Annotated in this window: 11 protein-coding genes; 3 read left to right on the top strand and 8 right to left on the bottom strand. The window is 69.1% G+C overall.

What is annotated here, in order from left to right:
- Positions 1-44 precede the first annotated feature (44 nt).
- The 3 genes from Q5696_RS19210 to Q5696_RS19220 all read right to left on the bottom strand — a co-directional run bounded on the left by Q5696_RS19210 (position 45) and on the right by Q5696_RS19220 (position 4,050).
- Positions 45-1,076 (bottom strand): phosphotransferase family protein, encoded by a 1,032-nt coding sequence (locus Q5696_RS19210; RefSeq protein WP_305092839.1) that lies wholly within the window; start codon positions 1,074-1,076, stop codon positions 45-47.
- On the bottom strand, positions 1,073-2,287 hold the full coding sequence (locus Q5696_RS19215) for an acyl-CoA dehydrogenase family protein (protein ID WP_305092840.1): 1,215 nt from the start codon (positions 2,285-2,287) through the stop codon (positions 1,073-1,075). Before Q5696_RS19215 ends, Q5696_RS19210 begins: the two co-directional genes overlap by 4 nt.
- 68 nt (positions 2,288-2,355) lie before the next feature.
- Complete coding sequence (locus Q5696_RS19220; RefSeq protein ID WP_305092841.1) at positions 2,356-4,050, bottom strand: NTF2-like N-terminal transpeptidase domain-containing protein; 1,695 nt, start codon at positions 4,048-4,050, stop codon at positions 2,356-2,358.
- A gap of 366 nt (positions 4,051-4,416) precedes the next feature.
- Between Q5696_RS19220 and Q5696_RS19225 the strand changes: the two genes are divergently transcribed.
- Together Q5696_RS19225 and Q5696_RS19230 are read left to right on the top strand one after the other, a co-directional pair.
- The gene (locus Q5696_RS19225) at positions 4,417-6,012 is read left to right on the top strand and encodes an ABC-F family ATP-binding cassette domain-containing protein (protein ID WP_305092842.1); all 1,596 of its coding nucleotides are present in this window, start codon (positions 4,417-4,419) and stop codon (positions 6,010-6,012) included.
- Between the two features lie 15 nt (positions 6,013-6,027).
- The gene (locus Q5696_RS19230) at positions 6,028-6,813 is read left to right on the top strand and encodes an alpha/beta fold hydrolase (RefSeq protein ID WP_305095377.1); all 786 of its coding nucleotides are present in this window, start codon (positions 6,028-6,030) and stop codon (positions 6,811-6,813) included.
- Here Q5696_RS19230 and Q5696_RS19235 read toward each other — a convergent pair.
- Positions 6,758-7,831, bottom strand: a complete 1,074-nt coding sequence (locus Q5696_RS19235; protein WP_305092843.1) for an Lrp/AsnC family transcriptional regulator — start codon at positions 7,829-7,831, stop codon at positions 6,758-6,760. The genes Q5696_RS19230 and Q5696_RS19235 overlap by 56 nt on opposite strands.
- A gap of 80 nt (positions 7,832-7,911) precedes the next feature.
- Between Q5696_RS19235 and Q5696_RS19240 the strand changes: the two genes are divergently transcribed.
- Positions 7,912-9,135: a M20 metallopeptidase family protein gene (locus tag Q5696_RS19240; protein WP_305092844.1), complete on the top strand. Its 1,224-nt coding sequence runs from the start codon at positions 7,912-7,914 to the stop codon at positions 9,133-9,135.
- Here the strand turns inward: Q5696_RS19240 and Q5696_RS19245 are convergent.
- The 4 genes from Q5696_RS19245 to Q5696_RS19260 all read right to left on the bottom strand — a co-directional run bounded on the left by Q5696_RS19245 (position 9,132) and on the right by Q5696_RS19260 (position 13,043).
- Positions 9,132-10,502, bottom strand: coding sequence for an aldehyde dehydrogenase family protein (locus tag Q5696_RS19245; protein WP_305092845.1), 1,371 nt, complete (start codon positions 10,500-10,502; stop codon positions 9,132-9,134). The two genes, Q5696_RS19240 and Q5696_RS19245, sit on opposite strands and share 4 nt — an antisense overlap.
- A 31-nt stretch (positions 10,503-10,533) precedes the next feature.
- Complete coding sequence (locus Q5696_RS19250) at positions 10,534-11,283, bottom strand: enoyl-CoA hydratase-related protein (RefSeq protein WP_305092846.1); 750 nt, start codon at positions 11,281-11,283, stop codon at positions 10,534-10,536.
- 96 nt (positions 11,284-11,379) lie between these two features.
- Entirely contained in the window at positions 11,380-12,069 is a 690-nt protein-coding gene (locus Q5696_RS19255) for a nitroreductase (RefSeq protein ID WP_305092847.1), read from the bottom strand.
- Positions 12,066-13,043 carry a TauD/TfdA dioxygenase family protein gene (locus Q5696_RS19260; protein ID WP_305092848.1) on the bottom strand — a complete coding sequence of 326 codons (978 nt, stop codon included), beginning with the start codon at positions 13,041-13,043 and terminating at the stop codon, positions 12,066-12,068. Before Q5696_RS19260 ends, Q5696_RS19255 begins: the two co-directional genes overlap by 4 nt.
- Between the last annotated feature and the right edge of the window lie 3 nt (positions 13,044-13,046).

Consider the following 13,046-nt stretch of genomic DNA (forward strand, 5'->3'; position numbering starts at 1 on the left):
GCTATGCCCGACGCCGCGGGAGGCCCCGGTGATCAGTGCGCTGTTCACTGTTCTCTTTCTCCCAGAGCAGCCAGTCCTGCGGCGACGAGTGGTTCCACGGCCTGGTACGCCTGCGCGAACCCGTCTCCACCGGTCGCGCCGGCACGGTGCCGGTGGGTGATGCCCTCGGCGATGACGGCGAGCTTGAAGTCGGCCAGGCCCAGATAGAACCCCCAGCGATCGAGGTTTCGGCCGGTCACGGTGGCGTACTTCTGTGCCAGCTCGTCCGGCGACGGCAACCTCGAACTCGTCCACGCGGCAGGCTCCCCCAGGATGACGTCCAGTGCGGGATTTCGGTAGACGCACATCTGGGCCAGGTCTGCGAGCGGGTCACCGAGCGTCGACATTTCCCAGTCCACCACGGCGGCAACCTGTCCGGGGTCTCCGGCGGCGAGGATCGTGTTGTCGATCCGGTAGTCGCCGTGCACGATCGCCACCTGCGACGTGGACGGGATCGCCTCCGCGAGCTGGGCGTGCAGCCGCTCGAGGTCGGGCAGTTCGCGGGTCTTGACGCGCTGCCACTGCCGCGCCCACAACGCCACCTGCCGGGTCAGATATCCGTCGGGCCGGCCGAACTCTTCGAGGCCGACCGCACGGTGGTCGACGGTGTGCAGCGCGGCGAGCACTCGCACCAGTTCGTCCACGCACGAACCGAGCTCGCCATCCGTGAGGGTGCCGAGGTCGTCGACGGTGCGGATCACCCGTCCGTCCACGAAGCCGGTGACGGAGAACGGAGCACCCAGCACCGCCTCGTCCTCGCACAATACGACCGTCGACGCGACCGGGACAGCAGAATCCTGCAGCGCCGCACACACCCGGAACTCGCGGGCCACATCGTGCGCGGACGGCGTCAGCCCGGCGGTCGGTGGACGCCGCAGCACCCATCGGGTGGTGTCGTCGTACACCTCGAAGGTGAGGTTGGACCTGCCACCGGAGAGCGGTTCGGCCCGCAACTCCCCCTCGGTGGGGACGCCGATGTCGGAGAAGAAGCGTTGCAGCTGGGCCAGGTCCAGCCCGTCGAGGCGTGCGGTCGTCACGACGTGCCCTCTTCGCGTGCCGCGCGCTTCGCTTTGCCGACGACGCGCTTCGCGAGCGCCCACCGGTGCACCTCGGACGGGCCGTCGTACACCCGGAACGGGCGCACCTCACGGGACAGGCGGGCCAGCGGCAGGTCCCCGGAGACGCCCATGCCGCCGCACATCTGGATGGACCGGTCGACGATCCGGAAGATCGCCTCGGAGCCGAACGTCTTCGCGATGGACGTCGAATCCGATGCCGCGTCGCCCCGGTCCAGTTCCCAGCACGCCCGGGTCAGCAATGCACGGGTGGCGGCGATGTCGATCTCGTTGTCGGCGACCATCTTCTGCACCATGCCCAGGTCGCCGAGCCGAGAGCCGAAGCCGTCCCGGCGGGCGACGTGTTCGACGGCGACGTCGTGGCCGCGGCAGGCGGCGCCGAGCCAGCGCATCACGTGGGTCGTACGGGCCGGACCGAGCCGGACCTGCGCGTAGGCGAAGCCCTCGTCCACCGCGCCCAGGACGGCCTCGTCGGGCACGAACAGGTCCTCGAAGAACACCTCGCAGTGGCCGCCGATCATCGCCCGGTCGAGGGTGTCGATGTGCCGGCCCACCCGGATTCCGGGGGTCGACGCCGGCGCGAGGAACATCGTCGCGCCCCCACGATCGCCCGGCGCGCCGGAGGTGCGGGCCATGACGATGAAGAATCCGGCACCGTCGGCGCCGGTGATGAACCATTTGTGACCGTTGATCTTCCACCCACCCGGCGCCCTCTCGGCACGGGTCGTGAGGGCGGCGGGATCGGAACCGGCGCCGGGTGCGGGCTCGGTCATCGCGAAGGCCGAACGCACCTCACCCCGCGCGAGCGGAGCCAGGAACTGTTCCTTCTGCACCGGGTTCGCGACGTGCGCGAGCAGGTGCATGTTGCCCTCGTCGGGTGCCCCGATGTTCAGCGCGGTCGGGCCGAACAGGGAGTAGCCCGCGGCCTCGAACACGGGTGACCGGTCGCTCATGTTCAGACCCAGACCACCGACTTCGACCGGCGCGTGCGGTGCGGTCAGCCCCCGCGCCCGTGCTTCGGCCTGCAACTCCACCCGCAATCGATCCCCACCCGCAGCGGTGATGTCACCACCGTGCGCGTCCTCGATCGGTAACACAATCTCCCGCACGAACACCCGCGTCCGCTCGACGAGATCCTCCACCACCGGCGAATACGACAGATCCACGGCCACGAATCGGGTCCTCGTTCCTATTTCACTGCGTCTGGTCGGCTGTGCCGGTTTCGCCTATTTCGCTGTACCTATTTCTCGGCAGGCTTGGCGAGTTCCTTCATGAGCATGTCCGTCATCTTCACGGCCCGGTCACCGCCGTCGGCGTCGGCGACGAACACGGCGAAGGCGAGGTCGCCGCGGTAGCCGTAGAACCAGCGGTCGGTGTCGCTGCCGGCCGCCATGCCGACCAGATCGGGGTGCCCTTTCAGCAGGGACGCGTTGCCCTGCTGGACGTCGTCGCGCATCGCGGTGCGCAGTTGGTCGATCACGTTGGGCGGCAACGGCTCCTCGACGTTGTTCGCGGTGGCCTGCTGTCCTTCGACGATCATCGGCATGGGGGCGCTGCCGCGGGCGACGGAGGCGGCGACCATTGCGAGACCGAACGGGCTGACCTGGGCGGTGGTGCCGTTCTTCGATTTCATCACCTGGTCGACGTTGGACTGGGAGGAGGTGAGGATCGCGGTCTCGGGGTCGAGGCCGGGCATCTCGTAGTGCAGTCCGAGGCCGAGCTGACGTCCGGCACGCTCGAGGTCGCTGTCGCTCACCCGGTCCGGTGCGACACCGGCCTGGGCGGCCGCGGCGCGGCGCACGAGGTCGAGCGAGCTTCCCGCCGGGTACAGGCCGGTGAACGTGATGGGTCCCTGCTCGATCGCCTGATTGTTCTGAGCGGCGAAGACGATGGCGCCGGTGGACGGCCGGATCGCGACGATCGTGGACGGGGTTCCGGCGCTGACGACGGCGTTCTCCGCGGCCAGCTGCATGCGCGAGTCGAGGGTGGACTTGATGTCCGGTCCGGGCGGGCCCTGGTAGCCGGCCTGCTGGTGGCGTGTCCCGTCGTGGTCGACGATGTTGACGGCCCAGCCGGCGGTGGCGTCCCGGTTCTCCTGCCACACGGTCCGCAGCGGGTCGAGGAGCGGTGTCGAGATGCGGCGGTCGGTGGTGATGAGCTTGGGCTGCTTGTCGACGACCACTCCGGGGATGCCGGCGAGGTCCTTCTCCAGATACTGGTAGTCCTGGTCGCGGAGCAGGACGGCGGTGACCTTCTCGCCGGGCTTCTCGGCGAGCTGTTGCCGCATCGAGTCGGCGGTCACGAGAGGGGCCACCGGCTCGAGGGCCTTGGCGACCCGGTCGGTCGTGGCGCCCGGGTCCGGCATCGTGGCCGGGTCGAGGACGATCGCGTTGATGGTCTGTTCGGCGAGCAGCGGGGCGCCGGTGCCGTCGAACACCTGGGGTGGGGCGGCGTCGGTGCGTTCGTAGCGGAGGGTGCCGCCGTTGCCGAGGTCGGGGGCCAGGAGCGACGGATCCCACGAGATGCGCCAGCCGACGGACAGTTTCCGGACGCCACCGTCGGTGTAGTAGCTCCAGTCCTTGCCGTCGCCGAAGTTCCAGGCGGCGTCGACGGTGAAGAAGCCGGAGTCCGCGTTCAGTTCCATGAACTGGGCGACGGACCAGCGGGACTCCTCGGGGTCGAGGCCGTCGAACATCTGGGAGATGGCGTCCTCGGCGGCGTTCGGGTACGACGTGAGCGCGGCGGCGGATTCGGCGTCGCGGTCGTTGAGTGCCTGGACGAAGCCGGCGACCACCGACTGTGCGCTCTGCTCGGATTTCGGGCCCACGCACGACACGAGGGCCGCGGTCACGACAGCGACGACGGCGAGCGGCAGGGCGATCGCACTGCTGCGTCGGACACGGCGCGAGGCTCGGAAACCGAGGCGATTACCCATGGTCACAATCCTCCCGTTCGTCACTTGCGTAACAAGCACGGATCACACACGAAGACATCACGATTACGCCTACGACACGGCGTCTCGATACCTCCCCGTTATCCGTTAGCCGCCTGCTCGAAGCCTGCGGTCGGACCACGTTCACCAGCGGATCCATGGCCTCGAGGCTCACCGTACTCCCGGCGTCCGACAGTCGCGGAGTAATTCGATTGCGCCCACGTCGGGAGCGTCGTAACGTCGTCGCCGACCCTGCTCCCGGATGATCGGACGACGCCCTTGCTCCTGTGAGGTGACCACCGCGCCCTGCGCGACGTGTACCACGGGTAGGCGTCTGCGCCCGTTGCCCACACCTCCGGGAGTTTTCTCATGTCTCGATCTCCGTCGTCCGTCGTCCTGTCCGATCTCACGTTCGCCTGGCCCGACGGCACCCCGGTCTTCGACGGCCTCGACGCCGTCGTCGGCGCGGGCCGCACCGGCCTGGTGGGCCTCAACGGCTCGGGGAAGTCCACACTGTTGAAACTCGTCGCCGGGCGCCTGCGTCCCACCCGGGGATCGGTGACGACGCACGGGTCCGTCGCCTACCTGCCGCAGGATCTGACACTCGATCCGTCGGTCCGGGTCGACACCGTCCTCGGCATCGACGGCATCCGGAAGTCGCTGTCGCGCATCGAATCCGGATCCGGAACCGAGGCCGATTTCGACACGGTGGGGTCGGCGTGGGATATCGAGGAGCGCGCGGTGTCGACGCTGCACCGGCTGGGGTTGCGGCACGTCGTCGCCGACGTCGCGGACCTGGATCGCACGGTGGGGCAGCTGTCGGGTGGCGAGACGACACTGCTCGGGTTGACGGCACAACTGCTCGCGGAGCCGGACGTTCTGCTGCTGGACGAGCCGACGAACAACCTCGACACCGGCAGCCGGGCGTTGCTCGCGGCATCGGTGGAACGGTTCCCCGGCAGCGTCCTCGTCGTCAGCCACGATCGGGGCCTGCTCGACACGATGGAGACGATCGCCGAACTGCGGGACGGCCGGCTGCGGCTGTTCGGCGGCAACTACACCCACTACCGGTCGGTGATCGAGGCCGAGCAGGAGGCGGCCCGGGCCGCGGTGCGCGACGCCCGCAGCGACGTCCGCAAACAGAGCCGCGAGCTCGTGGAGGCCCGGATCAAGATCGATCGACGGGAACGCTACGGCCGCAAGATGTACGAGAACAAGCGGGAGCCGAAGATCGTGATGGGACTGCGCAAGCGGGCCGCGCAGGAATCGGCGGGCAAGTTGCGCGGCAACCACATCGAGAAACTCGACGATGCGAAGCAGGTGCTGTCCTCCGCCGAGGAACTGGTGCGCGACGACCGCGAGATCCGGATCGACCTTCCGGACACCGCGGTGTTCCCGGGCCAGCAGGTGATCGTGCTCCCCGAGACACGGCTGCGCAGTGGGCAGACGGTCGAGTTCGAGGTCGTCGGCCCCGAGCGGATCGCTCTCGCCGGCCGCAACGGGGTCGGCAAGACGACGCTGCTCCACGAGATCGCCCGCCACGGGGCCCGGGTGCCGTTCGCGATGCTGCCGCAGCGTCTCGACGTCTTCGACGAGGACGCGTCAGTCGCACAGAACGTCGCGGCCGCGGCCCCGCACGCATCCGCCGAGCAGGTGCGCGGCGGGCTGGCGCGGTTCCTGTTCCGGGGTGCCGACGCCGACGCACCGGTGTCGACGCTGTCCGGTGGGGAGCGGTTGCGGGCCGCGCTGGCGATGTTGCTGGCCGCCGACCCGCCGCCGCGACTGCTTCTGCTGGACGAGCCGACCAACAATCTCGATCTGCCCAGTCTCGAGCATCTCGTCCAGGCGCTGGACGGGTTCCGCGGGGCGCTCGTGGTGGTCAGCCACGACGAGCAGTTCCTGTCGGACATCGGGATCACCCGCACCGTCGTATTGGACGGGTCGGGGTTCGTGGGCGACGCTTAGCCTGGAGGTGTGGTGATGGAACAGGCGATCAATCCGGTCGACGGTGTCGGTGTGGCGTTCCGCGTGATCGGGGACGGGACGCCGCTGATGCTGGTGCACGGGACGGCGCTGTCGAGTGCGATCTGGCGGGCGTTCGGCTACGTGAAGGCACTGCGTCACGAGTACCAGTTGATCCTGCCGGACATGCGCGGTCACGGTCGCAGCGACGGACCGTACGAACCTGCCTCGTACGCAATGGATCTTGTGGTCGGCGACGTCCTGGCGATCCTCGACCGGCTCGGTCACGAGCGTGCCCACTATCTGGGGTACTCGTTCGGTGGGCGTGTCGGGTTGTCCGTGGCTGCGGCGGCGCCGGATCGGCTGCGCACCCTCACCGTCGGCGGCGGGAGCAGCCGCCCCCAGGCCGGATCGTTCGATCGTTTGTTCTTTCCCGGCTGCGTCGACGTACTCGACCGCGACGGCATGACGGCGTTCCTCGACACGTGGAACGCGCACCGCTCCACCCCGTTGGATCCGGCGACGCGGGCGGCGTTCGATGCCAACGACCCGCGTGCTCTCGTCGCCTACATGCGTCGCGCCGAGCAGGAACCGGGTGTGCCGGACTCGGTCCTGGCGTCCATCACCCTCCCGACACTGCTGTTCGTCGGCTCCGAGGACCGCATGCGCCTCGGCGACACCCGGCGGATGGCAGCGCTGATCCCCGGCGCGGAGCTCGCGGTGCTCGACGGCGACCATGCGACGACGGTCATGGCCTCCGGTGACGTCCTGTCCGTGGTCGGGCCGTTCCTCGAGGCGCACTGACCGGGTCGGCCCAGATGTCCATGGGCACGGCTTCGACGCTGCGCCCGTGGTCGTCGAGGATGCGTCCCATGCGTTTGACGGTGTGCAGGGTGATGGTGCGGCCCTGGATGTCGAGGGACGGGACGAGGTGCCGCAGCGTCCTCTCCACACGGTGGACGTCGTCGAGGGACCGCACCCACACCGAGTGGTAGAAGTTGGCGGGCGCCCCGGCGAGCGCGAGGCAGGCCCGGGTTTCGGGCAGCGCGACGAGGCGTCGGCCGACGTCGGTGCAGTCGTCGACGGGGACTCGCGCCCACACCGACACCGATATCGGCCAGCCGGACAGCGGTTGCGCAATATCGCAGCGCAGCAACGCGTTCCGCCCGAGAAGTGCCGTCAGCCGGCGGCGCACGGTGGTGACACTGCAGCCGAGTCGCACCGCGATGTCGGTGAGCGGGGCGCGGCCGTCGTCGAACAGGCAGGCCAGCAGCCGCCGGTCGGTGTCGTCGAGGGGGTGCAGCGGGGCCCGCCCGCGGCGGGCGGGCGGGGTGAGGCGGCCGCGCTGCTCGCCGTCGAGGGCCCGCACCTGCCAGTCACCGCCGAGCGCGTACGGGCGGATCACCGGATGTGTTCGGGTCGAGCGGATTCCAGGGAGTTCCTCGATGTCCAGCAGGAGCCTCGACAGTGCCGCGACGTCGACGACGCTCACGGTGAGCAGGAGGCCGTGGCCGCCGCTGGTGTGCTCGACGGTGAGGACGTGCGGTCGACGCGACAGTGCGTCAGCGGTGGTCCGGGCTGCGCCGGCGACGCATTCGACCTCGATCAGTGCGGCGGTCTGCGGGCCGGCCGGGTGCGCGGTCACCCATGCCGAACCGGAGTCCGCCAACCGCGTCCACCGGCGGGCCGCGGTCACGGGGTCGATGCCGAGTGCGGCGCCGACCGTCGTCCACGAGGCCCGCGGCGCGAACTGCAGGGCGTTGACCAGCCGCAGATCGACCTCGTCCAGTTCGGCACATTCCTGCATTCGGATCTCTGTCACGACAGAATCCTGCACTTCAGCGGCTCTGGGCGCACGTCGTGGACATCATGCAGCGATATCCGAGACGAGAGGGGATCATCGTGTCGCTCACCGACGACGCCCGCACCCTGCAGGACGATCTGGTCCGGCTGCGCCGGCAGCTGCACGCCGAACCGGAAGTGGGCCTGCATCTCCCGCGCACCCAGGACCGTGTCCTGCAGGCTCTGGACGGGCTGCCGCTCGAGGTCACGACGGGGTCGGCGTTGTCGTCGGTCACCGCGGTCCTGCGCGGTGGACGCCCCGGCCCGACGGTGTTGCTGCGCGGCGACATGGATGCGCTACCGGTGGGCGAGAAGGTGAACGTCGACTATGCGTCGAGAGTGCCGGATCGGATGCACGCGTGCGGGCACGATCTGCACACCTCGATGCTGGCCGGGGCCGCCCACCTGCTGGCGGCGCGCCGCGAGCAACTCGCGGGTGACGTCGTGTTCATGTTCCAGCCCGGCGAGGAGGGCTACGACGGGGCCGGGCACATGCTGGTGGAGGGGGTGCTCGAGGCGTCCGGGTCGCGTCCGGTGGCGGCGTACGGGCTGCACGTGAGTGCGTCGGGGGCGCCGGGCGGCGTGTTCGTCACCCGGAAGGGCCCGTTGATGGCCGCGAGCGACGTCGTGACGGTGACAGTGCTCGGTCGCGGCGGGCACGGGTCGGCCCCGTACGCGACGCTCGACCCGATTCCCCCGGCCTGCGAGATGGTGACGGCGCTGCAGACGTTCGCGGCCCGCTCGTTCCCGTCGTTCGATCCGGTGGTGATCACCGCCGGCGCATTCCACGCCGGTACGGCCGCGAACGTGATCCCGGACGACGCCCGGTTCGATCTTTCGGTGCGCAGTTTCTCGCAGGAGAACCGAGAGAAGGTGCGCGACGGCATCATTCGGGTGTGCCGGGGCATCGCCGCCGCGCACGGCATGGACGTGGACGTCGACTACCACGAGCAGTACCCGGTGACCGTCAACGACGACACCGAGGCCGAGTTCGTCGCCGACGTCGTCGCCGAGACGTACGGTCCGGAACGGTTCGCGTGGCAGCCGCAGCCCGCGACGGCGTCGGAGGACTTCTCCCGCGTCCTCGACGAGATCCCGGGCGCCTTCGTGTTCCTCGGCGCCTGCCCCGCCGACCGCGACCCGACCAAGGCCGCCTACAACCATTCACCGCACGCCGAATTCGACGACAGCGTCCTCGCCGACGGGGCCGCGCTCTACAGCGAACTGGCGGTGCGGCGGCTCACCACGAGTGTCCGTGACGAGCCGCACGCACGCGCACGCTAGGAGGTGTGCTTGATGTTGAGCACGCGGGTCTGTAGGTAGTCTCCGATTCCTTCGATCCCGCCCTCGCGGCCGAACCCGCTGGACTTGATCCCGCCGAACGGCAGTTCCACTTCGACGGCGTTGTGCTGGTTCACCCAGACCGATCCGGCGGCAAGGCGTTCGGCCACCTCTGTGGCTGCGGCCTCGTCCGTACCCCATACCGACGCGCCGAGCCCGAACTCCTGACTGTCGACCGTGGCGACGACGTCGTCGAGGGACGTGTACGCGACCACGGGAAAGACCGGTCCGAATTGTTCGAGTGCCACGAGATCGAAGGTGTCGTCGACGTCGCGGACCAGGGTGGGTTCGAGGAAATACCCGGGCAGATCGGTGCCGCGTCCTCCGCCCGTCACGATGGTGGCGCCGCGGGCGACCGCGTCGTCGAGCAATCCGTGTACGAACTCGAGCTGCGCCTTGCTGTGCAGCGGCCCCATCGTGGTGGCGGGGTCGAGTCCGTCACCCACGGACAGTGCCGCCGCGTGTGCCGCGAAGGCCTGGCAGAACTCGTCCACCCTGCCGGCCGGGACGTAGGCACGTTTGGGTGCGACGCACATCTGGCCGGCGTTGAAGAACGCCGATCGGGCCAACGACTGTGCGGTGTAAGCGATGTCGGCGTCGTCGAGAACGATCGCCGGGTCGTTGCCGCCCAACTCCAGTGTCACGGGGGTGATCGATTCGGCGGCCTGCTTCATGATCAGCCTGCCGACCTGTGTGGATCCGGTGAACGACACCTTCCGGATCAAGGGGTGCTCGACGAGGGTGCGGCCGACGTCCGGTCCGCCGTGCACGATCTGCAGCACGCCTTCCGGCAGGATCTCCGCGAGGAGCTGCACCACTGTGTCCACGACCAGTGACACGGACTCTGCGGGTTTGACGACCACGGTGTTGCCGGCGGCGAGTGCCGGCGCGATCTTCGCCACCGTCAGGAAGACGGGGAAGTTCCACGGCACGACAGCGGCCACCGCACCGAGTGGGATCTTCTGAACCCGGGCGGTCCGGCCTGCGGCGTCGGGGCCCGGTTCCTCGTCCGGCCAGTCGGCCTCGGCGGCGTGCGTCAGATGTTCGGCGCTGATCCAGATCTCGCCGCCGGCCTCGGCGGCGGTCTTGCCCTGTTCCCGCACCAGCAGCGGCACGATGTCGGCCGCTCGGAGTGTCAGCGCATCGGCGCAGGCCTGCAACAGTTTCTGCCTCAGGGCACGGTCGGCGCTCCAGCCGGGGAAAACGTCGTTCGCGCGGCGGACGGCCGTGTCCAGCTCGTGCAGTGACGTGACCGGTGTCCGGCCGATTTCGTCGAGAGTGGCCGGGTTGATCGAGACGAGTTCGTCCATGTCGTGCTCTCCTGTCGAAGTGGAGGTTCGGTCAGCGTCCGCACCATCGGGGTGTGCGTCCTTCGAAGAACGCGCTGATGCCCTCTGCCATGTCCTCCGATGCACGGAAGGCATCGACGGCGTGTTCGGTGGACCGCCATCCGAGGGCGTCCTCCGCTGCGGTGAGGGCGCGTAGTGCCCGCAGGGTCTCACGCACCGCCACGGGTGAGGACAGGCAGATGTCTTCGGCGAGTGCGAGCGCCCGGTCCAGGGCGCATCCGGCATCGGTCACTTCGTTGACCAGCCCCAGTCGACAGGCGCGTTCCGAATCCAGGGTGCGTCCGGAGACGAGCAGTTCCCGCGCCACGTTCGGGGGCAGCGCCCGGGCGGCGCGGAAGAGCGCACCGGAGGACGCGACGAGCCCGCGACGGGTTTCGGGGAGGCCGAAAAACGCTGTGCGGGAAGCGATGATCGCGTCACATGCGAGTGCCATCTCGAATCCGCCGCCGAGTGCGGGCCCTTCGACTGCGGCGATCAGTGGGGTGTGGCGTTCACGCCGTGTGATGCCGTACTCGCCGCCCCGTTCGGTCCGCAGGCTCACGCTCACACCGAGATCGGTTCCGGCACTGAACACCCGTGGGGTTCCGGTGAGTACACCGGCCCACAGTTCGGGGTCGTCCTCGAGGCGGTTCAGTGCCGCATCTATGCCCTCGGTGACGGACCGGTCGATCGCATTGCGTTTGGCCTCCCGTTCGATGCGGACGACCAGAATCCTGCCGTGTTGCTCCTCGACGACGTCCATGGGTGGATGACCTCTGTGCCTGTAGTGGGACCGGGGCGGGTGTGCGCGGAGACCGCACGACCGGCAGGTCCCGGAGTGCTGTGGGTGGGATGCTTTTCAGGACACCCAGGTCGCGACCGTGTCGATGTCCGCCCGGGGGGTGCGGAAGCTGTTGGCCGGATGGGTGTCGTCGGCGTAGCCGAACGAGATCGAGCAGACGACCTTCCGGTCGTCGGCGAGGCCGAAGAATCGACGCAGGTAGGGCGCGCTGCCGGCGAGCGCGGCCTGCGGGACGGCGGCAACGCCGAGACTGTGCGCGGCGAGCAGGAAGGTGTTCACGTACAGGCCGCAGTCGACGGCACCGTAGACCCCGAGGGCCTCGTCCGAGGTGACGACGGCGACGTGCGGGGCGTCGAACAGGTCGAAGTTCTTCATCGTCTGTTCCGCCGAGGCGCGGCGGTCCCCCTCGGCGATGCCGACGCTGGAGTACAGCTGCATGGCGCAGTCCTTACGGCGTGTGCCGTAGTCGCCTCGGTATCCGGTGGGGAACGGGAAGTCCGGTTCCTGCGGGGACGAACGCACGTACTCGCGCAGTCCCGCTCGGAACCGCTCGGTGGCGTCCCCCTCGGTGAGCGACACCTGCCAGGGCTGAGTGTTGCACCACGACGGTGTGCGCTGTGCTGTCTCGAGAATCTGTTCCACTACGTCGCGTGGGACGGGGTCCGGCGCGAATGCGCGGCAGCTGCTTCGGGTTTCGAGCAGGAACCTCAGGGGTGTGTGGAGGTCCGCAGTGGGGGCGTCGCTCATGCCGGGCACCCCTGTCCGCCGGCCGCCCGGGAACCGATCCCGACCGGTGCGTCGCCGACGATCGAGATCCGCTCCATGACCCGCCGCGCCGGGTGGTAGTCGCTCGAGGCGTAGTGCTGGCACGTGCGGTTGTCCCAGAAGGCGACGGTGTCCGGCTGCCATCGCAGGCGCACCTGCAGTTCGGGGCGCATGAGGTGTCGGTAGAGCAACTGCAGCAACTCGTTCGACTCGCTCTCCGTCACCCCGAGAATGCGCTGGGTGAAGGCGACATTGACGAACAGCACGCGTCGGCCGGTCTCGGGGACGACCCGCACGACCGGGTGGGTGACGGCCGGGAACTCCGGCCGCAGCCGTTCGATCGCGTCCTGTGGCATTCCGGAGCCGAACGAGCGGACCCAGTCGTGCTCGGCCTCGAGTCCGTCGATCCGCGCCTTGAGGTCCTCGGGCAACAGATCGTAGGCCGCACCGGTGTCGGCCCACAGCGTGTCCCCGCCCACCGCGGGAATCTCGACTGCGCGCAGGACGGCCGCGAACGACGGAAACTTGTGCCAGGTGACATCGTTGTGCCAAATGTTCTCTGCGCCTACGGCATTCGCGTCCTTGGCCAGGGTGGCGACGTCGACTGCGCTCTGTCCGGGTTGGGTGTACTCGTAGAACGGGTGTTGTTCGAGCTCACCCCAGCGCGCGGCGAACGCACGATGGTCCTCCCGGGTGATGTCCTGACCACGGAAGAACAGCACCTTCCATTCGAGCAGTGCCCGGCGGAGTTCGGCGATGACCGTATCGGGCAAGTCGCCGCCGAGCCGGATACCGGAGATCTCCGCACCGATCGTGGGGGTCTGCGGCTCCAGGGAGAACAGCTCGTAGGGCCGGTCGTCCGCGTCCGCGGTGATGCGTGGCGCGACGATCGGGCCGAAGTATGCGAGGGGATCGGTGGGGGTGGGTGCGGCGGTGGTTGGGAGCGCGTAGGTCACGGG

Source organism: Prescottella sp. R16 (assembly GCF_030656875.1).
Taxonomy (GTDB): Bacteria; Actinomycetota; Actinomycetes; order Mycobacteriales; family Mycobacteriaceae; genus Prescottella.